Source organism: Sporosarcina sp. P13 (assembly GCF_002743055.1).
In the GTDB taxonomy this organism is placed as follows: Bacteria; Bacillota; Bacilli; order Bacillales_A; family Planococcaceae; genus Sporosarcina.
The window spans coordinates 1-24,949 of the sequence record NZ_PDYM01000026.1 but is presented as its reverse complement, the minus strand read 5'-3'; the positions used below and the strand labels follow the sequence as shown (position 1 = coordinate 24,949).

At 40.0% G+C, this 24,949-nt stretch carries 24 protein-coding genes; 6 read left to right on the top strand and 18 right to left on the bottom strand.

What is annotated here, in order from left to right; genetic code table 11:
• Positions 1-396 precede the first annotated feature (396 nt).
• The 6 genes from CSV79_RS17115 to CSV79_RS16845 form a co-directional block, all read right to left on the bottom strand.
• Entirely contained in the window at positions 397-861 is a 465-nt protein-coding gene (locus CSV79_RS17115; protein ID WP_099689248.1) for a hypothetical protein, read from the bottom strand.
• Positions 845-1,330: a hypothetical protein gene (locus tag CSV79_RS11740; protein WP_099689247.1), complete on the bottom strand. Its 486-nt coding sequence runs from the start codon at positions 1,328-1,330 to the stop codon at positions 845-847. The genes CSV79_RS17115 and CSV79_RS11740 overlap by 17 nt, the downstream gene beginning before the upstream one ends.
• 218 nt (positions 1,331-1,548) lie before the next feature.
• Positions 1,549-4,533, bottom strand: a complete 2,985-nt coding sequence (locus CSV79_RS11735) for a type I restriction endonuclease subunit R (RefSeq protein ID WP_099689246.1) — start codon at positions 4,531-4,533, stop codon at positions 1,549-1,551.
• 17 nt (positions 4,534-4,550) lie between these two features.
• Positions 4,551-5,795: a restriction endonuclease subunit S gene (locus tag CSV79_RS11730; protein ID WP_099689245.1), complete on the bottom strand. Its 1,245-nt coding sequence runs from the start codon at positions 5,793-5,795 to the stop codon at positions 4,551-4,553.
• Entirely contained in the window at positions 5,796-7,805 is a 2,010-nt protein-coding gene (locus CSV79_RS11725) for a type I restriction-modification system subunit M (RefSeq protein WP_099689244.1), read from the bottom strand.
• Between the two features lie 691 nt (positions 7,806-8,496).
• Positions 8,497-8,715, bottom strand: coding sequence for a hypothetical protein (locus tag CSV79_RS16845; protein WP_158232528.1), 219 nt, complete (start codon positions 8,713-8,715; stop codon positions 8,497-8,499).
• 267 nt (positions 8,716-8,982) lie between these two features.
• Between CSV79_RS16845 and CSV79_RS11715 the strand changes: the two genes are divergently transcribed.
• Positions 8,983-9,273, top strand: coding sequence for a phospholipase (locus tag CSV79_RS11715; protein WP_099689242.1), 291 nt, complete (start codon positions 8,983-8,985; stop codon positions 9,271-9,273).
• 182 nt (positions 9,274-9,455) lie between these two features.
• Here the strand turns inward: CSV79_RS11715 and CSV79_RS11710 are convergent, their stop codons facing one another.
• The 4 genes from CSV79_RS11710 to CSV79_RS11695 all read right to left on the bottom strand — a co-directional run bounded on the left by CSV79_RS11710 (position 9,456) and on the right by CSV79_RS11695 (position 12,473).
• Positions 9,456-9,917 (bottom strand): hypothetical protein, encoded by a 462-nt coding sequence (locus CSV79_RS11710; protein ID WP_099689241.1) that lies wholly within the window; start codon positions 9,915-9,917, stop codon positions 9,456-9,458.
• Between the two features lie 10 nt (positions 9,918-9,927).
• Positions 9,928-11,193: a replicative DNA helicase gene (locus CSV79_RS11705; protein WP_099689240.1), complete on the bottom strand. Its 1,266-nt coding sequence runs from the start codon at positions 11,191-11,193 to the stop codon at positions 9,928-9,930.
• On the bottom strand, positions 11,194-11,979 hold the full coding sequence (locus CSV79_RS11700) for a conserved phage C-terminal domain-containing protein (RefSeq protein ID WP_099689239.1): 786 nt from the start codon (positions 11,977-11,979) through the stop codon (positions 11,194-11,196).
• A gap of 152 nt (positions 11,980-12,131) precedes the next feature.
• The gene (locus tag CSV79_RS11695; protein ID WP_099689238.1) at positions 12,132-12,473 is read right to left on the bottom strand and encodes a hypothetical protein; all 342 of its coding nucleotides are present in this window, start codon (positions 12,471-12,473) and stop codon (positions 12,132-12,134) included.
• Between the two features lie 486 nt (positions 12,474-12,959).
• Between CSV79_RS11695 and CSV79_RS11690 the strand changes: the two genes are divergently transcribed.
• Positions 12,960-13,199 carry a hypothetical protein gene (locus CSV79_RS11690; RefSeq protein WP_099689237.1) on the top strand — a complete coding sequence of 80 codons (240 nt, stop codon included), beginning with the start codon at positions 12,960-12,962 and terminating at the stop codon, positions 13,197-13,199.
• 589 nt (positions 13,200-13,788) lie between these two features.
• Here the strand turns inward: CSV79_RS11690 and CSV79_RS11685 are convergent.
• Positions 13,789-14,586, bottom strand: a complete 798-nt coding sequence (locus tag CSV79_RS11685) for a hypothetical protein (RefSeq protein ID WP_099689236.1) — start codon at positions 14,584-14,586, stop codon at positions 13,789-13,791.
• Between the two features lie 286 nt (positions 14,587-14,872).
• Here CSV79_RS11685 and CSV79_RS11680 point away from each other — a divergent pair, with 286 nt between their 5' ends.
• The gene (locus tag CSV79_RS11680) at positions 14,873-15,052 is read left to right on the top strand and encodes a hypothetical protein (protein ID WP_099689235.1); all 180 of its coding nucleotides are present in this window, start codon (positions 14,873-14,875) and stop codon (positions 15,050-15,052) included.
• A 133-nt stretch (positions 15,053-15,185) separates the two neighbouring features.
• On the opposite strand, the gene CSV79_RS11675 is transcribed toward CSV79_RS11680, so the two are convergent.
• The 3 genes from CSV79_RS11675 to CSV79_RS11665 form a co-directional block, all read right to left on the bottom strand.
• Positions 15,186-16,418: a YbfB/YjiJ family MFS transporter gene (locus CSV79_RS11675; RefSeq protein WP_099689234.1), complete on the bottom strand. Its 1,233-nt coding sequence runs from the start codon at positions 16,416-16,418 to the stop codon at positions 15,186-15,188.
• A gap of 270 nt (positions 16,419-16,688) precedes the next feature.
• A complete protein-coding gene (locus CSV79_RS11670; RefSeq protein WP_099689233.1) occupies positions 16,689-17,441 on the bottom strand; it encodes an SDR family NAD(P)-dependent oxidoreductase in 753 nt (250 codons plus the stop codon).
• Positions 17,428-18,372, bottom strand: a complete 945-nt coding sequence (locus CSV79_RS11665) for an MBL fold metallo-hydrolase (protein ID WP_099689232.1) — start codon at positions 18,370-18,372, stop codon at positions 17,428-17,430. Before CSV79_RS11665 ends, CSV79_RS11670 begins: the two co-directional genes overlap by 14 nt.
• A 181-nt stretch (positions 18,373-18,553) precedes the next feature.
• Here CSV79_RS11665 and CSV79_RS11660 point away from each other — a divergent pair, with 181 nt between their 5' ends.
• The 3 genes from CSV79_RS11660 (at position 18,554) to proC (ending at position 21,953) form a co-directional block, all read left to right on the top strand.
• Complete coding sequence (locus tag CSV79_RS11660; protein ID WP_099689231.1) at positions 18,554-19,684, top strand: SPFH domain-containing protein; 1,131 nt, start codon at positions 18,554-18,556, stop codon at positions 19,682-19,684.
• Positions 19,685-19,699: 15 nt separating this feature from the next.
• On the top strand, positions 19,700-20,809 hold the full coding sequence (locus CSV79_RS11655; RefSeq protein WP_099689230.1) for a TFIIB-type zinc ribbon-containing protein: 1,110 nt from the start codon (positions 19,700-19,702) through the stop codon (positions 20,807-20,809).
• A 334-nt stretch (positions 20,810-21,143) separates the two neighbouring features.
• Positions 21,144-21,953 (top strand): pyrroline-5-carboxylate reductase, encoded by an 810-nt coding sequence (gene proC / locus CSV79_RS11645; RefSeq protein ID WP_099689228.1) that lies wholly within the window; start codon positions 21,144-21,146, stop codon positions 21,951-21,953.
• 665 nt (positions 21,954-22,618) lie between these two features.
• Here proC and CSV79_RS11640 read toward each other — a convergent pair.
• From CSV79_RS11640 to CSV79_RS11625, 4 genes are all read right to left on the bottom strand, one after another.
• Complete coding sequence (locus tag CSV79_RS11640; protein ID WP_099689227.1) at positions 22,619-23,011, bottom strand: hypothetical protein; 393 nt, start codon at positions 23,009-23,011, stop codon at positions 22,619-22,621.
• 191 nt (positions 23,012-23,202) lie between these two features.
• On the bottom strand, positions 23,203-23,781 hold the full coding sequence (locus tag CSV79_RS11635) for a Fic/DOC family protein (protein ID WP_099689226.1): 579 nt from the start codon (positions 23,779-23,781) through the stop codon (positions 23,203-23,205).
• Positions 23,768-23,941 carry a Zn-dependent hydrolase gene (locus tag CSV79_RS11630; RefSeq protein ID WP_199171917.1) on the bottom strand — a complete coding sequence of 58 codons (174 nt, stop codon included), beginning with the start codon at positions 23,939-23,941 and terminating at the stop codon, positions 23,768-23,770. The genes CSV79_RS11635 and CSV79_RS11630 overlap by 14 nt, the downstream gene beginning before the upstream one ends.
• A gap of 180 nt (positions 23,942-24,121) precedes the next feature.
• Positions 24,122-24,640: a hypothetical protein gene (locus tag CSV79_RS11625; RefSeq protein ID WP_143560570.1), complete on the bottom strand. Its 519-nt coding sequence runs from the start codon at positions 24,638-24,640 to the stop codon at positions 24,122-24,124.
• Positions 24,641-24,949 lie beyond the last annotated feature (309 nt).

The window sequence follows — 24,949 nt, the reverse complement described above, 5'->3', positions numbered from 1 at the left end:
GGGTGTAAGTAAATTTCCCTAGTTTTTCACTTTGGAAGAGATTTCTTCAAATACAGAATCCTTTGACACGATAACGGCGAACGAATGATTCCTTCCAAAGCAAGATACGGACACCCATTTCCGCCAATCATTGATTCTAATGATACTAACGTATTTTGGTTTGAACTTTCAAGTCATCTTGCTAAAGGGAATTTAACGAAAGAAATAATACAATAGTATGCCAGTGAACAGGTACGTCGACCATTAAAATTGGGGAGCATCGTAAAAATGAGTTGATTTATTTGGTTGTTGCAGTAGATTGTGGTGTGCAAAAAAATAGTTTTAAAAACCCTTCGAATATTCGAAGGGCTTGTATGTGGGGGTGTACAACATTTATTGTTACATTTCCATATCCCTTTAGTGAACAGCTTCTCGAAGGTTTAACTCTAAACTCGAAATGTATTGCTGTTCATACGCACTGACTTTTTTATCGGGAGTATTTATTTTAACATCATATTGAAATGGTTTATTTAAATACCACCTAGCGTACCTTAGCATAAGTTCTCCATATGAAAAAGCACCTGCTTTGTAAAGGACCCTGAATGTTTTCCATCTACTTTTAATAATAATTTCTAAATGTAACTTATCTGACGAGGATATCTGCTTGTCTTTCTTTATACTTCTGATTATTTTCTTACGATCATTATAAATATCAGCAGTCCCTTTAAACGGCATAATAAAGAACAGATACAAAAATTTAGCTGTCAGCAGGATACCCGTCAACCCATGGTTACAAAAAGAATAAATATTTACAAAAGTAAAAAGAAAAAAGAAAATTACTGCAGTAAACAATATAATAATGACATTATCCATTAGAAACATGTTTAACCACCCCAGATCTTTTTATTTCAGCACTTTCACTGCTAGGTTCTTTATTTGCATCCTTTTGTAATTGAATAAGATGCTCAAATACTACTACGGAAATAAAAACCGATGAGTAGGAGATTCCAGCAATCAATATATAATTATAATAATCAATACTAAAGGAGAATGGCAATGCATAGGTATCACTAAAAGTGATGGATTTTAAGTCTTTATCGACCTCTATTATACCTAGTATACCCGATATATTAGTAAATAAAATAAAAACACCGAAAGTATATATAAATCTTATTATCCAACTAATTATTTTATCAAACTTTATAATTAAATATTTATGAAATTCTAAAATATAAGGTACGAAGAAAATGGTGTGTGTAATGAACAAATTTCTCATGTCGTAAGGAAAACCGACTACAATATTGATAAGAAATATCCCTATCAAAAATACCAGTACTTTTACAGTATTCAAAATCCTTCCTCCAGTGATATATAATAACTGCCATTATATCACTTTTTTCGTCATTCGGTAACAGATCATTCTACTTTTTGACTAAAGATAATAACCTACCTATAGAAAGGTAGTTAAGTAAAGGAATTACCATTATTAACTTCAAAATGACTATAATTCACTTGTACTAGTATTTGCCGGACTACCCCAAATCTTATGAAGCGGAAACATACCTTATACTAACCCCGCAACCCCGCATAAACCTCCTCAAACATATCCGCCATCATATATTCCTTCAACTCTTGATTCTCCAAAATCTTCATAAAGAATTCCTCATTCTTAGAATATCGAGAGATCACAAAGTCCATAAATACTTTCTCATACGAAAACTTGAAATTCTCTTTCGTGTTGTTTTGCGCTTTTTGTACGAGCTCTTCGTTACTAATCATATCTTTTGCCAGTTGTTCTTTATTTAGAATGTCCGAATCAGTAAACTCTGTACCAAATCGTTCATTCAATCGATCAATGATGGACGATAGTTTCTCGGTCTCTTCTTCTGGTTTACCACCCTTGGCATTTGATACAGCAGGCAACTCGGCACCGCCTTGCACCTCTAAAGAAATGCTTCCCTCGAATACTTTTTCGTTCCGATAATATTCTAAGGCGACGTCATCGGCTAGATAGATTCTGGAACCTTCTGTTCTTGGCAGCTTTTTCAGAAGGTAGTTCAAGTAGACGTATAGCTTGTGTAGGTCAATATCCGTGAATGGTCCAATTTGCAGAATGAATGAATACGTGCGAATGAATTTAGTTGCGGCACCCTTAAACTCTTCTTTCACTTCATCGGTCAGCTCTTTGTTAAAACGATCGACTGCTTTATCTAAAATAGCATTCAGCTTCTCTTGAGCCTTATCCGATTTTTTCTTGGAATTGAACTCCAGCTCACATACTTGGTCAACTTCTTCTTCGTTATATACTTGGCAGCTGTCTAATTCATTCTGCAAGTCATACAACAAATTGGGATCGGTCGTGCTTTCGATTCCTGTCGTTTCATAATAATCCTGAAACGCTTCTTGAATATCTGCTGCATCATTAATAAAATCCAATACAAATGTGTCATTCTTTCCTTTTGTAGTTCTGTTCAATCTAGACAACGTTTGGACAGCTTTGATGCCGGATAACGGCTTGTCCACGTACATCGTATGAAGCAAAGGCTCATCAAATCCTGTTTGATATTTTTCAGCGACGATCAACACTTGATATTCTTGTGAATGAAATTTCTCTGGTAGCTCTCTCTCGCCAAATTCATTCATTTCAGGCTCAGTATAAGGTACTCCACCATCATCAACAGTACCCGAGAACGCTACTAGTGTATTTAAGTCCGTGTATCCTTTAGCAGTAATATAGTGATCAAACGCTAACTTATAGCGTACGGCATGTAATCGACTAGACGTAACGACCATCGCTTTTGCACGGCCGCCAATTTTATGGCGTGTCACTTGCCGATAATGCTCAATAATAATCTCCGTTTTTTGCGAAATATTATGCGGATGCAGGGAAACGAATCGAGCAATCTCTTTCGTCGCTTTACTCTTCGCAACCTCGGGATCTTCCTCGATACTTTTAGCCACTTTATAAAACGTCTGGTACGTCGTATAGTTGTTTAGCACATCAAGAATAAAGCCCTCCTCTATCGCTTGTCGCATCGAATATAAATGGAATGGATGGGGCTTCCCTTGTGCATCAAATGTTCCAAACCGCTCAATGGTCTTTTGCTTAGGTGTCGCTGTGAATGCAAAGTAGGAGATGTTATCCTGTCTACCACTTTTCGCGATCGTCTCTAAAATCTTTTCTTCAGTATCTTCCATATTATCCTCAGCAACACGATCTTCTTCCATCGCATCTTCAAGAGTTTTATTCGATAGCACATTCGTTAGTGACGTTGATGCTTTCCCACCTTGTGAACTATGGGCCTCATCAATAATAATTCCATAGGATCCCCTAGAAAATGCACCAACTTTATCGATAATGAAAGGAAATTTTTGCAACGTCGTAATAATAATACGTGTACCGCCAGCAATTGCTTTAGCAAGTTGTTCAGAATCCGTATCAATCCGTTCTACCAAGCCTGGCTTATGCTCCAACTGATACACCGCGTCTTGTAGCTGCTTATCCAGTACTCGACGATCCGTAATGACGATAATACTCGTATACAGCGGCTCGTTTTCTTCCGAGTGTAACTTCGACAAACGATGTGCGAGCCAAGCAATACTATTCGTCTTTCCGGAACCCGCTGAATGCATCGCAAGATAATGTTGACCTACACCTTTTTCCACTACATCGGCTTCAATTTTACGAACAACATCTAATTGATGATAACGAGGAAAAATAACCGTCTCACGTTTATCAATTACTTCACCCGTGCTATCCTGTAAATCATCTTTTTTAATGAAAACAAAACGAAATAGAATATCCAACAAACTATCCTTTTGTAAAACTTCATTCCATAAGTAAGAGGTGCGGTAGTCATTATAAGCTACTGGATTTCCACGACCTCCTTCATTACCTTTGTTAAAAGGTAAAAAGAAAGTCTTTCCTTTATTCAGCTGTGTCGTCATATATACTTCATCTGTATCTACTGCAAAAAAGACGACCGCGCGCTTTTTAAATTGAAACAGAAGCTCTCGCGGATCACGATCATTCATAAATTGTTTCTTTGAATGCTCCACATTTTGACTCGTCAACTGATTCTTCAATTCCATCACAACAATCGGCAAGCCATTTAAAAAGAGCACCATATCAAGACTATTATTATTGTTTTTACTGTAATACACTTGCCGACTCACACTGAAGATATTCTTACTATACAACTCCTGAAGCGTCTGATTCATCGTACTTGGCGGCTTGTTGTAAGCTAACTTGAGTGTTACGCCATAATCTTTAATATCATGACGCAAACAATCAATTACCCCACGTTTATTTAGCTCACTAGTAAGCCGCTCCACGATTTTCTTCTTGTACTGATCTTTGTATACTTTTTCTAATCTTTCAAGTGCTTTCGGTTGCGTCGCCTCTAAAAAGCCAAACAGCATCTCCACATCGATTGCAGTTTCTTTAAACGTATCAGAAGCAAGACCTGCTAATGTCCTAGACATAAAACCTGATGAGACTAAACAACTTTCAATGTTCGCCTCAAACCCCTTTTCAGTTGTATTGATCCCCATAGTTCTCCCCTCCTTTTTTATTCTGATTCTATATAGTCACGCACATCGATTTTGCCGGTTACTGCTTCGTAGATTAGAGATTGGCGGTATTCTCTTAGTTTTTCAACCATCTTTAAAATTATATCAATTGTCGCTTGAATTTCTTGCATTTGCATTTCAATATATTTTTCTATTTCAACTTGTTCATTAACCGGTGGTACTGGAACTAAAAATTCATTAAATGAAGCAGTCTGTAGTCTCCACCTTCCAAATTTAGATACACCCTGACCGAATCTATAAAAAATTCTTCTAAAATAACACATTTGTAAGTAATATAAAAAGTATTCCTTAGAATTCTTTTCTTCTCTTAATGTAAATACTCTATAATCAGGACTAGTCACCCCCTTGATACTTGAATAATCAACAAAACCAGTAAGTAAATCCATTTGATTCATTACAAAATCATTGACATTAACCCTTTGGTATTTATCATAAGACTCGGCTATTTGTCCTTCGTTTTTGCTTATGTCCTTTATCTTTATACCCCTTTGGGTCATAGATAAGATAGTTGGATTTTCTTCGGGTATGACTCTTTTTTTAATTTCAAATAAATATTTTATCTTTTTCAGACGCCAATGTTTTGGTACCTTTCCGATCCAATCAACACCCGAATCCTTCATTTCGACATTAGGATCCAACCCTTTTGTCACCGCTTCAGTAATGACCGCTTGCCGTTTTTCTTCAAGTAAGGTAATGAGCTTTTCTTTGTCTGTAATTAGGGTGTCGATTTCAAAAATTTTCACTTGTATAAACCTGACAATTGCTTGCTGGACTTTTAATGGTGGTATTGAGATTACCCTATCTTTTATAGTCTCACTTGTAATTAAAGGCTGTGCAGTTGAGGTTGAATAACTATTTAAATTCAGTTGTTCCAAAACATACGCTAAAAATTTATAACTCAAAATATCTTCTCTTAGTTTACTAATAAATAGACTATTGTCAGTAATCCAACAATCAAAATCAATATGATGTATGTTTCCACACAGCGCTCCAACCCTGCCAATGGCTAACGTTTCATTAGTAATATTTACATTTTTCGTAAATGCCATCACACCATTACCACCTATGACAGGAAATATATATTCATCATCTCGTTTTTTTGACGTATTACTATTATCCAAATATCCCCCACTTTTACACGATAAGTACCACCTTAACTTCGCTACTTTCCAAGTAGTTAAAGCATCATCATCTTGTCCAACTCTCTCCAAATGAATAGACATTTAACTCATCACCTGCTTCAACTTCTCCAAAATACTCTCTTCCAAAGCTTGAATCTCTTCTTTAATCTCTTTAGAGCTTCTCAATGAAGTATATTTATAGAAATGTCGTGTAAACGGAATTTCATAGCCAAACTTTGTTTTCGTTTCGTCAATCCATGCATCCGGTACATGTGGTAGTACTTCACGTTCGAAGTATTCATGAATATCCTCTTTTAACGGGACATTCTCAGTATCACGTAGATCCGTGTCTGGTTCAGGTTCTCCTTTAGCTGTCGTACAAATATCAGCTGTTTCGTCTTTTACAGACAACGCATTCAAAATGGCTTTCAGTAGAGCTGCCGGTAATGTAATTTCTTGTGCTTTGAAATGTTTTTTCAATAGCTCTATAAATTGCGGACGGTTTTTATATAGTTTTTGATCTTCTAGTGAGTGAAGGACTTTTATAATTGCTTTTTGTTGTTGCTCACCTGCTTCGATTTCTTTTAGACCCGCTTCACCTTTTTTGCGTGACTTCGCTAAATTCATGAACGCTGATTGATTTTGTAATTCCTCTATACGTTCCTTAGTAATGGCAAAATTTAATCGCAATGGGCGTTCGACTACAATTTTCTGAAAACCAAAATCTTCGTTATCAAACCACTTTACATTTTCATTCGGCTTCATATCGCCATACAACTGAACGATTTCATTGACTTGTTGATCAGAAATTTGTTTTCTTTTACTTCCCATACTTTTTCTCATTTGCTGCCAGTAATCTACTGCGTTGATGAGTTGAACTTTTCCTTTTCGATGCGGTTCCTTAACGTTTGCCAGAATCCATACATACGTTGAAATCCCTGTGTTATAGAAAAGATCGGGTGGCATGGCGACGATTCCTTCTACTAAATCATGTTCAAATAAGTAGCGACGAATTTCACTTTCTCCACTCCCTGCATCTCCTGTGAAAAGGGGTGATCCATTCATAATAATCGCAATGCGTGAACCTTTTGGATCTTCGTCTGTAATCGGCTTCATTTTAGAAACCATATGCTGCAAGAATAGAAGTTGTCCATCACTTATTCTAGGAAGTCCTGCACCAAATCGACCATCAAATCCTAAATCTTCATACTCCGCTTCAATTACTTTTTGCACTGGCTTCCATTCTACTCCATATGGTGGATTTGTAATCATATAGTCGAACTTCATATCAGGGAACGCATCGTTAGAAAGGGTGTTTCCAACACGAATATTTCTTGCTTCTTCCCCTTTTATTAAAATATCCGCTTTACAGATTGCATACGATTCTTCGTTAATTTCCTGTGCAAAGAATTCCAGGTCTGCTGTTGGATTCAACTCTTGTAAAAACTCTTGAGCAACAGAACCCATGCCGCCTGTACCCGCACAGCTGTCGTAAATCGTCTGTGTGATGCCTTGCTTAGTCAAGATGTCTTCATCGTCCATGAACAATAGGTTAATCATCAGACGCACTACCTCACGAGGTGTGTAGTGATCTCCAGCCTCAGCATTCTCAGAAAAACGACGAATTAATTCTTCAAAGATATATCCCATTTCTGTGTTTGAAACTTCTGATGGATGCAAGTCGATTTCGCTAAATCGTTTAACGACTAAATACAGCAAGTCATTACGATCCATCTTTTCAATTTGCTTATCAAAGTCAAAGTGCTCGATGATATCGCGTGCCATTTTTGAGAAGCCATTAATATAATCACGTAAATTATCCGCAATATTATCGGAATCACTCAATAATTTATGAAAATCATAATTACTTGTGTTGTGGAATTTCTGCTCTGCAATACGATTTAGAATTTCGTCTTTTGATTCTTCTGGCAGATGCTTAAACTTTTCATTATTTCCAAGTACCGCTTCTTTTGTATCTGCTAATACATTATCAAAACGTCGTAATACTACTAACGGTAGAACGACTTTTCCATAGTCTTCCGGTTTGAAAGGTCCTCTTAATAATTCTGCAATTGACCAAATAAAACTTACTTTTGATTGAAAGTTATTCATATAAATCCCCTTTTTCGACTTACTTTTATGTATTTAAGTATCAAGTATAGCAAAGTTTCTATGCTTCTCAGCGGTATCCGGTAATTTTGTTCTATTGAAAAAAGTACCTTCGCTGGAAGCTTTCGTGTTTGCATAAACAATCTCGATTGTTTCTCAAATAGGCACTTTTTATTTAGCACCTATTTTCCGAACTGTTCGCCGTAAGTATTCTAAGCACTATGTTAACCTAATCTACGCCACGCCCGCCTCTCCGCATACTCACAACAAGCCAAACAAATCTTAGCCTTCTTATTATTTGGCAAACGATACCGCTGATAAGCCGTAATCTTCCGTTTACAAATCCCGCACTTCGGTCTAAATAAACCAAACATAAAAGTCCTCCCTTCACCCATCAATCATTTTATACTAGACACTTTCTCTTAATTTACTTCATTAATTCTTACAAATAATAGTCCTATTATACCTATATCCAGATTACTTTGCACAACAATCGACAATATTTGTAATAACCAACCTATCCCAAGAAAATCAAAAAACCCCCATCCATGTCAACCAACGACACAAACAAGGGCCAATCATAAAAACATCTATCTATTCCCCACCTCCCTGAACCACAACCTTCCCCCCAGAATACAACCCGCCAGCCGACAACCCCAGAATCACACCACTCAACACACCCAACTTCCAATTCTCAGGAAACAAATACAACACCCCGCCACCCACACCCAACAACACCGAAACCACTGGCAGCCATCGCTTCTCCACCCCATAACCCTTCAACGCATCCACCAACCCCACAATTACCGGAATCAGCAATACATCCGTAATCTCCATCTATCATCCCTCCCATACATTTAGATCCGATGCGACACTGGTCCCCCGCATCACCATCAAATAATCCTATTGCCACACCTTCACACCCAACTCACGAAATTGTTCCACGTGTAATCTATACACATCCAATCAATGCCCTGACAAGTAAAACGCAAACCATCCCAGGCGTTTCGTATCCATGACCTACTGAATACCTCTAAATTAGCACGTGTCTGTAGTAGACAGCTAAACTGCAATTGGGGTTCCAGCCCACATTAGCAAAACTTAATCTCCACTCCCCTAGTCAACAGTTTATACACACTCACGCAACCTCGAATAAACTATAGAAAAGGAGGCTTAAATAATGTGTAACCAAAGAAATCGCGGACCTCGTTTTTGTATCTTTCCAGGCTATAACTGGTGCGGTCCTGGTTGTAATGGACCCGGTCCACCTGTCAATGATGTAGATGCCGCTTGTAGGGCACATGATATTTGTTACCGTACGGGTAGGAGTCGCTGTGAATGTGACTGTGAGTTTATGGACCGTCTGTATTCCGAAATAAATCCGTATACGCAAGAAGGTAGACATGCCCGCACGCTTTATAACTATATGAGAATACAATCGCGTTTTACATGCAGATACTTTAGGTACTGAATGTAAGTAGACGCAGGAATAAATTGAGTAGGTAGCGCACCCCCTTCAACTTATTTAATTCCTAAAAGGCGGGAATATCCGTTTCAATAAAGGACAATCACTTCCAGTACTAGGTCCCAACAGAAGGTTTGAGGAAATTGCTAGGGGACCTGGTACCTATTATTCATTGTGATCCACTCCTCTTACATCCGATGCAACACCCGTTCCCCCGCCATCACATGCCCCACATACCAAGGAAACAAACTCACACCCTTTCTATAATCATACAAACTCTCTTCTTTCCCGGTTTCTGCACATGCCATTAATCGCACCATCAGCCGATCCGCTTGTGTCACTTTTACCCCTGGCTCACGGAATAATTCTTCATGTAGCCGATAGACATCCAATGAATGCTCTGCTAAGTAAAACGCGAACCAACCTGGATGTTTTGTTTCCATGACGTACAGTTTAATCCGACCGATGCGAAGCTTGTTTTCTTTCATCATTTGCTGAATGGCCGGTTGATCAAACACAATGTCATTCAATTTCTCGCTATTTTCATCAAAACGGATTTTCTTATTCATGATCGCCCAATAAATGCTATGGGCTGTAAGCGACATATCGGTTTCTGAGGCGTAATCAAATAATTCTCGTACGGTGATCATAGGAGTTCCCTCATTTATCGGTAGCGTACTGAATGTCTCTCAGTTGGCCAGTGTCTTTGCTATAGTAGACAGCTAAACTACCAATCGGACCGTTGCGTTGCTTGGCGACGTGGATTTCTAGGTGGTCTGCAGCGTCTGATTCTTTGTCGTAGTAATCGTCTCTGTACAAGAAACATACGACGTCAGCATCTTGCTCGATGTTGCCGGAATCGCGTAGGTCACTCATCATTGGGTGCTTGTCTTGGCGTTGTTCGACGGCTCTTGATAGCTGGGACAAGACAACGACAGGACAGTTGAATTCTTTGGCCATCGTTTTTAGATCTGCGCTAATTTGACCGATCGCTTGTGTTTGGTTGCCAGCATGTTGTTCAGCACGAATGATTTGTAGGTAGTCGATGAAAATGATTGGTCGTTTGTCTGGATAGCTTTTAATAATTTTTCGTGCGGTAGCTTTCATTTGACTGACCTTTAATCCACTTCGGTCATCGATATGAATATTGGCATGGTTCAAGTGCTTGAGTGCGCTCGTCCAATTCGCTTTTTGTGCTTCTGTAAAATATTTATGCGGATCACGCATTTTCAAGCGGCTATAGTTACCCGCACAGGCGATGAGTCGGTCGGTGATGGATGTGCGGCTCATTTCGAGTGAAAAGACAATCGGTAGATGACCATGTAAGCCAGCAGTCAAGGCGAAATGATTGAGCGTATCGGTTTTCCCCATTGATGGTCTAGCAGCGACGACGATGAATTCGCTCTTTTGAAAGCCGTTCAAAATATAATCCAAATCACGTAGCCCCGTGGTAATTCCAGTCATTTCTTCTTGCTTAATAAATGGTCTTTCGTATTGAGCGATCAAATCTGGTTTGATCGATGTTTGCGGTGCTAAAGTGTCATTTACTTGTAGCGTATCAAAGGCTTTCTGAATCTGTGCAATCGTCCAGTCATTGTGCTGTGCAAGATGTAATAGTTTAATCTTCTCCTGCTCTTTCCACGTATCGATGACGATTTCTTTGTATTCGTCAAAACGGGTCGGATTTGCGAAGCGGTTCAATTCTGCTAAGTAGTTCGCACCACCAAGTTCTGCCGGCTCTCTAACGACGATCATTGTGATGTAATCAACGGACTTTCCTTTTCTAGCAAGCTCACACATCGATGCGTAAATATTTTTATGGATTTGTGTCTGGAAGAACCATTCTTTCATTCCGCTATCAAGTATTAAATAGTTTTCCTGTAACATCGTACCGAGTACACTTTTCTCTGCTAATTCGCTATTCATTTACATCTCTCCTTTGCTGAAATCAAATACGGGTGGACGTAGGATTTCTCGTGGTTTCTTTTGTCTAGACACTACTGGAACTTCATTCAAATAGTTTTCAAAGTTCGTCGGATTAAACAATGTGGACGGTCGTAAATACGTACGAAACTTTGGATCGTTTTGCCATTGGGAGACTTTGAGATCAATGACTCGTTTGAAATCATCGACTGTGTAGCCTTCTGTCAAACGAGCGTTAATCGCTTTTTTCGTAGCTGCTGCGTTTGCTTTAAATTGCTTGTTCGTTTGTTGATTGAGATAGTCAATAACAGCATGTATAGCGTCGAGATTTATCTCGACACGTTCTTTATTTTTCTTATTCTTACATTCTTTAGTTATTGGCAGACCCATAGTGGGTAAGTCTACTGACTCACTATGGGTTGATACAGCGACCCAAGTTGGTTTCGTTGCTGACTCCTTTTGGGTTGCTTGCATATCCAGTGCTGAATAATCAATTCGATACCACTTTGTATTATCGACTTTCATTTTGTTGTACGCGGATGTTGATAAAAGATAGCCTTTGTCTTCCAGGTCATATGTAATGCGTTTAATTGTATTAATTGACCAAAAAGAAAACTCTTCTGACCACTCCTCATACGTTTTGCACACCCATGGATGCCCATCCTGTACTCTTTTCGAAATCAATGACCGAAAATGCAATTGCTGTAAAAATATCGCACCGTTCAGTCCTACTTTTCTCGCCAATGAAGGTAATACTTGCAACGGATCTTCATCGATTAACAATTTCATCTGTTTTCCTCCTCATACAAAATGTAAGGGTTGTTATTCGCCTCTTCACCTTCTATATAGATGGCTTTTTGCGTAAGGATACACATCGTGAAAAATATTTTTAAAAATACATAAAAAAAAGAGTCGAAGCGTGATGCTTCAACTCAAGTCATTTAGTTCTTTTCATCCGAATAAACGGGCAGTAATGTGATTGCTTCTGTCGTACACGTTTCATAGTTCACGCTATACCATTTTTCCTTCTGTCCTACTCGCTTCGAATGAATGTACCCCGCTTTTTCCAGTTTCTTAATCGTACGCTTAATCGTATCCACCGACCAAAAAGGAAACTGGACACGCCAGGCATTATACGACTTACACACCCACTGTTGACCTTCCATATCTTCCGAATCCAACAACAACGCATGAAGTTGTTGCAACACAATCGATTCATTAAATCCTATCTTCGCTGCTAACGCTCGATCAAACTGCAATGGTTCCTTTTCTAAAATTGACATAGTAATCCCCCTATTAACTAGTTGTGAGCGACAGTAGTTTGCCTCTTCACAAGCTATATAGAGCGCTATTTGCCTAAGGATACACGTTTCCTTACATTATTTTTCTTTTGTAAATTAAAAAAGATAGTAAGGTACAGCGTCGAGAGCCTTCTCGACTATTTCTTTATTCTTTGTAGTTATCTTACATTCTTTGGTTATTGGCTTATGCAGAAGCGCCAGGTGGTACCCTGCATTTCCGCCACATCACCTATGCAAAACTTTCAATCTAGTTATTCAATTATAACAATCAATCGCTAAACACTAATGACACATTTCACCATCCGACGCCCTAATTCTCACATAGGACGAAACTCTCTACCGCTCCCAACTTTTGTCATCTTGATTAGACGAAAAAATTATTTCCTCCGCTAAAGGTTTAAAAATACTACATTCGGCTAATGTTAACTAAGTAGGATAAGTAACCAAATCATTAGAGGAGGATAATTTATGATGAATCTAAAATACAATAAATTACTAAAAGTTGGAGCGGCAGCATTCTTATCAATCGGTGTACTAAGTGCATGTGGAAAAGAAGATCCAGTCATTGAAGATAACGACGATGTGAATATCGAAGAACCTGCTGAAGTGACACCGGATGAAAACGTAGATGTCGAACCCGATGCAGATATCGATATGGATGCTGACATAAAAGACGAAGAAGACGGTGACAATAAAGCGACGAATTAAGGATCCGCCCTTTATATAGCAAGCTAGATAAAAAACTCCCAGAGAACGTCATTGTTCCCTGGGAGTTTTATGTTGATCAAGAATTCCGTTAGTAGCAATATCGTCCAAATCAAATCGCATCCCCCCTACCGGCAACACCACATAAATATTCGGACCCACCCCATTCAACGTAGGCTTGACATAATTAATTCACCCAATCATCTTCTAATTTACTAACTTGCACAGCGTTCATCGGATTCGATACACCTAATTCCCCTTCCATCGCCTTATGACTCATTTGTCCCGACAAATACTCTGCTGGGTGGAAGATACTTGCCCCATCGCTTTAGAAATGAACAAAGTTTCCAAAATCCAAGTCTCCATTGTCTAGACCTAATTGGTACACTGCAACATATAAATAAACGAATCTAGGGTGATTTACAGGAGGCGCACATTGAGTTTAGTTTGGTTTGGTGTAACCCATAAAGGTACTAGGTTCACATACTATCAAGAATTTCACAAGGGCCTCGTATCTTCTACGTTTACACCCCTGCGAAGCGTACGCCAAATTGAAAGATCAAACTTGATGTAGACAGCCTAGCGTGTAAAATCACATAATCGGACAATAAAACTCCTCCACCGACACCGAATATTCCTTATGAATATCTTCAAACAATGCATCAGAAATTAACTGTCTCAACACACCACTAAAATACCCCGCCACATTACGAATATTCTTCGTCTTCGTCGCCATCACACTAATCTTCGCTGCACGATACGCTAAATATTCAAACAGCTTCTCTTTCCCCTGATGAATCTCAAAACGTAACATCCGACCTGACAATGAACGATGAATCGCAAATAGATCTCTCGCCTTCGAAGTATCTCCAGTTAACGCAAGTAAGTCCTTCATTTTCGAATATAGCGTTGTGGATAACTTTTCATCTGCAAGATGAGACGTCTTTGGTCCTTGTGTAATGTTTTTAGTTTTAAAGAAAGAAGCTTCCTTCTGCAAAACTACTTCAGAAACCGCGTCACAGCAAGGCTCATCTACTTTCTTCGGGCTGTTCATTTTCCCCTGGTCAATCACAGGCAAAATAACATAAATATTCGCACCCATCCCATTCATTACAGGTCGTACAAAATGAATTCGCTCAATGATTTCTAGCTTGACTAATTTACGTAATGAACGTCGAATTGTAGAATTTGATACTTGTAATTTCTTTTCCATCGTTTCGTGCTTCAAGTGTGCGGCTAAATACTTCACAGAATAACAACGAATCATCTCCAGCACCGCACGATCTGTTTTATTCATCGCGTTGAAGTGAATATCTAAATGCTTGCGTGCAGCCACGTCCATTTGTTCTTTAGTTGTGAATTTGGCGTAAGTAGAAAGGTAGTGTGTCATAGGAAAAAACCCCTTTTTCCCTCTATATAGAGAGCAGGGGTCGAAAAGTGGACAGGTCTCAGAAAAATAATAAAGCACTCAGTTTCTTCTACTTTATAAGTAGTTATCAAATGAAGTATATTCACTTCGTTACGTCTCTAATTGTACGTTGGATTCATAGATAAGCATATATTCATAAAATAATTGAACATTTCATACAATTGTCAGTAGCTCCTAAATATACGTTAAACTACTAGTAGATTGTTAAGTAAGTATGCGTGTTTCCACAGAAAAGGAGGGAACAAAAATGACCGATCATGACAGAAAACAAATCATTATTAAGAACGAAATGCGGACGATGGAAATTTCAAAAATGATAAGTGAAGGTGGATTAGGTTCGGACAAATATTACGACATTAAAAAAGTACCCCCTGCGGTAGATCCAATCCCAGCCGATGAAACTACTAGAATCGACGAAGTAAAATAAGCAAATTCATTAGTAAATACAACAAGTCACCTTTCACTAGTGGAAGGTGACTTGTTGTATTTTATAGAATAACTAAGTCTTCACAAAATTATGCAAAGACGTAGTACCTTATGTTCCTATTCACATGCAATCGTTACGTAGAATGTACCGGCTTAGCCTCCAGCTCCGTCACATCGAAATCGACCGCATGCTCCTTCATTCGAGTCGCCATCAAAAACGCAACCGCTAGCGACACACTACACATGATCAACGCCAACGGAATGTGCTGGAAATAATCAATAATCCAGCCGCCAATCCCCGGCCCAAACAGCTGCCCCGCCGCAAAGAAAAATGTCACATAGCCAAGCGCAACGGGTGCATACGTCGGATGTACTTGCTCCGTCGACATCGCCTGACAAAGCGATAGCATCCCAACAATCGTCGCCCCCCAAAAGAACTGACTTGCAACGAGACCAATGTAGACCGGGAACAACACGGGAATAACTAATGCAATCGCACCAATACCGAGCGTACATAATAATGCCGATTTTCTTCCAATACGATCCGAAATGCCACCCCAAAGTGGTCCGCTCAGAATCGCCATCACGCCACTAATCGCCATAATCTGTCCTGCCTGATATTTCGTCAATCCGACTTCGAGAATATAACTGAATAAAAAACTTTGTGGCACTAAATAAACAAAGCCGACCAATCCATAAATGAACGCCACGCGCAGTACGCGTTTATTAAAATAAACGGCCTTCCAGAACGAGCGTTTCTGCTGTTCTTTCCTCAGCAACGGAATCGGTGGATCGCGCAAAATAAGCATCGCAATGACAATGGATAGAATCGATAACAACCCATAGAAGAACCATAGATAGCGCCAGCCCATATCCCCGAACCATGTCGTGAAAAATGGAATGAGTGCACTTGATATCAACGTCCCAAGCCCTATACCACTTACGAGAAACCCTATGAGCATCCCACGTTTTCTAGGGAACCAGCCGACGAGTATCGTGATGAGCGGCGTATAGGTGAAGGCGGTTCCAATTCCAAGGATAAGCATCGCCGTAATCGTCAGTCCGTAGCTTGGTACAAATGACAGCATAAACAAACCAAACGACACAAGTCCCGTTCCGAAAATAACAAGCTTTTTCGCACCGACTTTCGACGCTAGTAAACCAACAAAAATGACCATGACTAAATAGCCAATGGAAATTGTCGTCGCAAGCATTCCCGCTTCCTTATACGACATCTCCAGGTTTTCTTTCATAAATGGCATAAGTATTCCGTAAGACATTCGTCCAAAACCGAGGGAACTGACGGTAACCGCCACGCTCGCAAATGCATACTTCCAAATGTTCTGTCCATGTTCACTAGATAACATATGAATCCCACCCTTCAATCCTCTGCATGAGCCCACTCAGAACACTACTCATCAGGGTGTAAGATCCTAGTTGAATGAGCAATCAGTCAGTCGTGTTTTTTAGATACTTCACTATATGTCTTTTTTGTAAACTTCAACACTACTATATCATTTATCGCAAACTATTCAAACTTCTTTTCACCATCGAAAAACTTGACATAATATAATTATTTGACACAAAATAAAAAAAACACGATTGATCCTCAACAAAGGTCAATCATGTGTTTCGTGTTACTTTTTATAAAAAAAATGCTTGCCGACCACTTCTACAACAGAAGGCGCAAGTGCATACAACTTACTCGTCCATCCCATCACACGCGGTACATTGACATCCCGTTTCGGACGCTCAATCGTCTTCACTATCGCATCGACAACCGATTCTACTGATAATACATGAGAGCCTAGCGCTTGCTTATAACTTCCGGTTTGATCCGCCAACTCAATAAACGGTGTATCAATCGGACCCGGATGAACGACAGAAACATCTAGCTGGTAAGGCGCAACTTCCATTCGCAACGCGTTCGTATAACCAATCAACGCATGTTTCGTCGCAGCATAAACGGACGTCTTCGGAGTCGCCACTTTCCCAGCCTGTGATCCAATAAACAGTAAATGCCCACTCTTTCGCTCCATCATCGCCGGCAGCAAACGTTTCGTCAGCTGCATCGGTACCAACACATTCAACTGAAACATCTCTTCCATCTCGTCGTCCGTTGCGTCTTGCGCCAAAAGAAAGCGCCCGACACCTGCAGAGTACACTATAATATCCGGCACACCTACGTGAGACACAAGCCAATCTAGTTGCTTCGTATCGCGCAAATCCGCACAAAACCCTTCAATTCCAAACGTTTGAAGTTGTTGCAACGCACCTGCATTACGCCCCGTAGCGAGTACGCGAAAACCAGCACTAGCCAAACGCTTCGCTAGTTCAAATCCAACTCCACTCGTCGCACCCGTAATGAGAACCGTTTTAGCAGACGGCATATTGATGTACTCCGGTGTTGTCAAGCGTTTCTTCAATCATTTCCCGGGAAACCAAATAATCTAATTGACCTAGCGTTTCAGATAATGTTAGCCCCAGTTCTTTTTCGTAGACAGCTGGAAACAGACGCTTAGTTAATTCATACACCGTTTGTGGCTTTTCTTTAATCATCTCAAATACTTTCATGGCGCGTTCTTGCTGTTTCGTGAGACGTCCTGTAATCAATTCATGTGCATTATAGATTTCTCCACCGTGTCCACCGTAAACGGTCTTCACTGGTAAATCGAGTAGTCGTGTAAGGGACGCATTGTATTGAAGCAATGACCGTGGACGACCTTGTTGTTCTATAAAAGGCGGCTCGACCAATGGGTTGGAAGAAACTTTCTCCAGTAATAAATCGCCACCAATCAAAATCCCTTCGCGTTCATTCCACAAAGATAAATGGCTCTGCGCATGCCCTAATGACTCTTGCACCATCCAACCCGGATGCCCAGGCAATTCATCGCCTTCATTCAATATACGATCGACAGGACGATTGCCCATCAACTTAACGGAACGGCGAAAACGTTTGACCCATTTACTATATTCCTCAGGCACACCTTCTTCATGCATCGATTGTTCATAAAAACGATCATGTCGTTCCAAAAATTCCGGATCACGTGACAACCAATAATTCAAATACGCATGCCCTTGGATTTCCGCACGATCAAACGCTTCCACCCAACCGCAATGATCGGGATGATGATGCGTTACGAATACTTGCTCGATATCATTAAATGAATAACCTAACTTTCGCAATTCTTGTTTTAACACTTCATGCGCTTCAGGTGTTTTCGTACCCGTATCGACTAGCGTCAACGTATCTCCTTTTAGTAAAAAGCTATTTACATCTCCCACGCCAAATGGTGTAGGTGTGGCAATTTTGTGTATCATAAAAAATCCCCCTCGAGAGTGAACGACAATTCATTCTATTGTACACCTTATTTTCCTATGCGTCACGTGACGGCTTATAAATATTTATTCCAAAATGAAACCAAAATCCATTGTTCTTCGTATGGTATACTACAAGAAATTGCAGGTTTTGCAAAAAAACTGTCGAGATGGAGGGTTTTCAATGGGAGTTTTCGGCTTTTTCAAAAATCAATTTATTGAAGTCATTGAATGGCAAGATCAACATACGAATACTTTAGTGTATCAGTTCCCTGTGCATAATAACGAGATTAAAATGGGTGCGGAGCTTACAGTTCGTGAATCCCAAGTAGCAATCATGGTGAATGAAGGAGAAATTGCGGACGTCTTTGGTCCGGGTAGACATGTTCTCTACACTCAAAATATGCCCGTTTTAACGAAATTAAAGTCTTGGAAATATGGTTTTAATTCACCGTTTAAAGCGGAAGTGTATTTTATTAATACGAAGCAATTTATTAATCAAAAGTGGGGTACGTCGAATCCGATTATGATGCGTGACCCTGATTTCGGGATGATTCGCCTTCGTGGCTATGGGATTTATTCGTACCGTGTGAAAGAGCCTGTCGCCTTTTTACGTGAGTTATTTGGAACGAACAGTTCATATGATACGAGCGCGATTGAAGGTCATTTGAAGAAAATGATTATTTCAGGCCTGTCCGATTTATTTGCAGAGTCACAAATTCCTGCGCTCGATTTAGCGATGCATTATGATGAATTAAGTGAATCAAGTAAACAAAAAATGATCCCCCGTTTTGCGGAGTTCGGTTTTGAGATTACTTCATTGTATATCGAAAACCTATCCCTTCCGAAAGAAGTGGAAGAAGCGATGGATAAGCGCACGACAATGGGAGTGCTCGGCAATATGCAGCAATATCAGCAATACCAAGCAGCTGAAGCGATTCGTGACGCAGCGCAAAACGAAGGCGGCGGGTTAGCTGGAGCGGGTGTCGGTATGGGTGCAGGGATGTCGATGGGGCAAATGATGTCCAATGCGATGAATCCAACGAATCAACCGACGCAAGCGGCACCAACGAAAGCTTGTCAACACTGTCAAGCGACAATCAATGCAGATGCCAAGTTCTGTCCACAATGCGGTAAATCAGCGTTTGCTGAAAAAGCTACTTGTATTAACTGCGACGCGCAGATTCCAAAAGACGCGAAGTTCTGTAATGTGTGTGGCACAGCACAAATTTCAGAGAAAAAATGTTCTAAGTGCTCACATGCCAATCTGCCAAATGCGAAGTTTTGTGCAGAATGCGGTGAGACTTTGACGTAAAGTGAGGGATGTATTTTGACTTCATTTGACGATCAACAACAGCCAGTCGTAGAACATACGGAGAACATTAAATGTACGTCCTGCGGTGGAAACACAGAATATAATCCCGAATCAAAAGGATTAAAATGTCCATTTTGCGGTCATGAAATGCCGATTGAAGCGACGTACAATCATACAGTAGAGCTAGATTTTGAGTCTGCGGGTAACAGTCGGAATCATCTATGGCAAGAAGAGAAGCGTGTCTTTCAATGTCAAAACTGTGGGGCGGAGTCTGTACTCGATGCGAATGTAGTAGCGGATTTCTGCTCGTTTTGCGGCTCTTCTCATATTTCTGTGACGGAAAAGGATGCAGGAATCCAACCCGGTTTACTCATCCCCTTCCAGATTTCACAAGACCAGGCACTCGATAAGTTTAGAGTGTGGATTAAAGGCCATTTCTTTGCACCGACACAATTGAAAAAAACGTACCGGCTACATAAAATTTCTGGCGCCTACTTGCCTTACTGGACGTATGACAGTCATACCCAGTCGCACTATGTCGTACGCGTCGGTAACTATTACTACGAAACGGTGACTCGTACTGTGTATGAAGATGGTAAGCCGAAACAAGTGACCGAACAAGTGCAGAAAATCCGTTGGCATCAGGAAAGCGGAAATTATCGGGAGTTTTTTGACGATGTATTGATTAAAGCGTCCTCCACCGTTGAACCGAAGCTTCTGCAAAAAGTACAACCGTTCCAATTAACGAGCTTAACCGATTATAAGCTAGAATATATGTCCGGCTTTTTAGCTGAACGCTATCAAACGTCCTTGCAACAAGGCTTTACAGAAGCGCAAGATGTTATGAAAAACGGCATCACGCGTGGAATTGAGAGAAGTGTGGCGGGCGATATTGTACAAGTCGTGAATTTGTCTACGGATTATACAAATATTACGTATAAACATATTTTATTGCCGATCTGGATTTCCTCTTTTCATTTCAATCAAAAGGTCTATCAATTTATCGTCAATGGACAAACCGGAAAAGTTTCTGGAAATTATCCGCTTAGTATTATGAAAATCGTCTTTGTATCCATTAGCGTCTTGATCGTTCTTTTGATGGTCTATCTGTTTCTAGAGAGCTAATGACGGTTTGACATTTTAGTATGTACATGACATAATCATGAAAATAGATGGAACGAGCGTCGAGGAAGATCAGTACATGTGGTGACGGATGAAAGAGAGCATGGTCAAGGCTGCGAGCCATGCATCCCACTCCCCATTGAACCTCCTTCCGAGCTGTTGTGGAAACACGACCGTATCTTCTGCGATAAAGAAGACATGAAGTTGTGCTGTTCACAAACAGCGAATTTAGGTGGCACCGCGGAAACCAAGCGTTTTCGTCCTGAAGTTTAGGGACGAAAGCGCTTTTTTATATGTACATATAGGACAGAATAATCACTATAGGGGATGTTTTTACATGGAAAAGATTTTATTCATCGGCGCAGGTTCAATGGCCGAAGCAATTATTGCAGGAATTGTTGAAAAGAATGTATTACCGGGGAAACAAGTATATGTCATGAATCGCTCAGATGCGGATCGTCTATGCGAGTTGGAAGATCGCTATGGTATTACGAAAGTTTGTGAAGATCGTTCATTCATTCAAGAAATCGATTTAGTCGTGCTAGCAACGAAGCCAAAAGACGTAGTGCAAGTGATGAAAGATATTCGTCCGTTCATCACAGAGCATACTGCGTTCCTATCCGTCATTGCAGGAATCTCTATCGAGACATTCGAAAAAGGCCTAGGCAAACGACCTATCGCCCGCTCTATGCCAAACACATCCGCTACCGTCGGTTTATCCGCAAGCGGCATAGCATTTAATGAAGACGTTGCAAGCGAAATGAAAGATTCTATCTTGTGCCTACTGAGTGCAATCGGTATCGTAAAAGTCGTGGAAGAAGACGACCTACACGCAGTAACCGCCCTTTCCGGCAGCGGTCCCGCGTATATTTATTATTTAGTCGAAGCACTCGAAGAAGCAGCAGTCGCCCGCGGCCTAAACGGCGCAGACGCTCGCGAATTAATCGTCCAAACACTAGAAGGTGCTGCAGCCATGCTCAAAACAACAGGCCAAGAACCGAGCACCTTACGCACAAACGTCACCAGCCCAGGCGGCACAACCGCAGCTGGACTCAACGCATTAGAATCCCACCACTTCAAATCCGTCATCGCCGACTGCATCAACAGCGCAGAAGCCAGATCACGTGAATTAGGTGCGATGTCTTAAGTAACTCCTAGATACTTCAATACATTTCTGTTTATAGAGAAGTAATTCTTCATTGTACTCACTTCTGCGCTGGCGGATGGCTCCTTCGTTTTTTTAAGTAGTATTAGTTAGCAAAGTACATTGAAGTATGTTTAGGAATCGTCAATGTTATAGTAGCTAGAGAGGATCAGCTTCCTATCAACGCTCCGGCACGTGGGGGATTGCCTCCCACAAAGAGCCAACAAGCAAAGGACGCTAGCTGTCTCTTTGTTTCGGCCGACCCCGCAGTTGTGCCTACGCTATTGGGTACAAGGTAGTTTTAGTAGCCTTTGGAACTCAACGAATTTCAATTAACGACGGATTCGGATACAATATTAACAAGTAATGCCGCTCGGAAAACTGAGCGGCTTTACTTTACTTTTTGATGAATCTAATTGAACGAAAGAAATAACGTTTTCTTCAACAATCGTCCCCGTTAACGGGATAGGGGTTCTAAGCCGTTGATCTGCGCTGCAGCCGGACGCGTTCCGGAGGGCGGGCGGTGAACCACACTCCTCGCTTCGCTCGCTAGGTGTTTCACCTGTCCCGCTGATCCTCCCGGAGTCGCCGGCTTCCGCTCCAATCAACTAAGTGACTACGAATAAATCATGTAACGCAATCGCGCCCGATAGCTAAAGAGTTGTTCCTCATATATTTGTTCTTTTATAATTCGGTCCCTCTTTTCTGTCAGTGATAATTAAATTCTCATCCAATCCATTACTGACGGCAAAATAACCATCATTTAATTGAAACCCTATGCCATCTAAATAATAAAAGCCGTTGCTATTCTGTTCACATCTTTCAATAATTTCAATATCATTTACTCGTTTATTAATCGCAAAATTCAACCCGTCTATCTTGTTCATTTCCCATTTAATCGGTAAATCAGTTCCATACCATTCAATATCTTGTAAAACAGAGATCTTATCAAATGTAATAAAGTATTCATCCCACTTAAAGGCACATAACTCTATTTGACACTCTTCAAAACGAATAATAACTGGACAATCTTTAAACCATTCGTTGCTAGCTTGTTCCAAGGCTACTCAAATATCTTTTATATGTTTCCCTTTTAGTCTTTCAAGCTGAACTTTATGGTCTTTTAAGATGCTGGATGGGTTAGTATAAATTTTAGGGTTATAATCTTTTATTCCGAGCATTTAAAACATCCTTATCAATGTATTAGTACGGCTAATATCATATCGTCCTTGATTCATTATGGCCCGTTACATCATTCAACATATTGAATCGTTTCCAAGAATACTTCTCTTAGTGACTCTAAATCAGTGACAGATTGAATCATTGCATGTAGATACTTTTCACTCTCCAGCGTTTCATACGACCACTCAATCCCTCTACTAATTGCGTAAGCATGTAGAAAAATCCGGATAGTTCTACCATTTCCTTCACGAAAAGGATGCAACATATTTAATTCTGCTTTAAAATAAGCTAAACGATCCGCAGCTTCATTCAATGAATTCCAAAGAGGCTCTTCATTTAACTCCATAAACAAATTACTTGCATAGCTATTCAAAAATTGAACTTGACAGAAACGAGTAGCACCTTTCATGAGTTGAACATCCCTAAATTTTCCTGCAAATGGGTAGATATCTTGAAATAGGTAATGATGCAGTTGTTGAAACTTTTTCAAGGTAAATGATTCGAATATGAAATCGTTTTGTTCTAGTGCCATTGCACGAAGAGAAAATGCCAATGCCTCTGCTCTTTCAAGTTCTTTATGGGAATCAATCTCCAATAAATTGTATTTTATTAGGTAATCATCATTTTCTTCATCATTATACTTTCCCATGACGCAATATATCCTTAATTAAAGTAGAGTTAATTGAGGTCTTTGTATTTATGAGTTCTAAGACTTTTTCCTGCACATCAGGAGAAAGTCTTAGATTTTCGAGATGAAGATTATGCATCACTCTTCTAAATTCTTTTGAGTCAAGATCCAATGCCTTCATATAAACAACCCCTTTATCAGTACAATCTTACCTTTTATTATACAGTTCTAATTGGTTAATTGCTAATTAGGCGTATGCCCAAATCCTTCTTACGGAATCGCGCCCGATTCCAGAAATTCATAAATACACTTTTTTGTTAAAATAATGCTACCCTACCAGAATATTAAACTTGACTCATAACTACTCCTGTTTCTCTAACCATTGTTTTACTTTCTTATCCATCTTTTTTTGTAATTCTTCTCTATTTCCACTGTCTTGTTGAATTAACTTCAAATACTTTTCAGGAAACATTGTTTTCGTAGAAGACTGATATAAGTCACCGTCTTGGGGTTCCGTATATTTGATGACAGAATACTTTTCTCCTTTTTTACTTAATTGAATTAGGGCTGGTAAGTAATGACCAGCTTGGTTTTCAATCCCAGTGGTTTTATTAAAACCGCCATAATAAGACCACATATAGACACTTAGAACCCCGTTTGATTCACTCGTGCCATATACTTTGTGGACTTCAAATTGCTTCTCCGTATCAGAATTTATAGAGGAATATTTTTGAATAATGAAATCTGAAATAATCTCGTCCATTTCTTCGGTTATATGTTTATCTCCATCTGTTAGATTTACTTCATTACCGTTACAACCAGCTAAGAATAAGGCTCCAAATAATAAAATTAAAAAACTTGATTTGAATATTTTACTCAAAACTTCCACTTCTCCAATCCCCGTTAGCTCAATAAACGTTATGCAGCAAAATGGCCCTATTGTTGAATGGACACTTTATATATAATACACTCCGTCGCTTGAAGTGCAGGCGCCAACTCCGAGAGGATCAGCGTGCGTCTTGAGACCCTGGACGGAGCGCAGCGAAGGAAGCGGTTCAAGCCACGCCCTCCGGAAAGCGTGCGCCGGAACGGAAAGCAACAGTATACGCAACAAAGTGGCCCGTTTGATGCGCAACGGTTGTTCAGTTAACGCACCCGGTTGATGAGGAGCGAGACATTTAATTTTTAA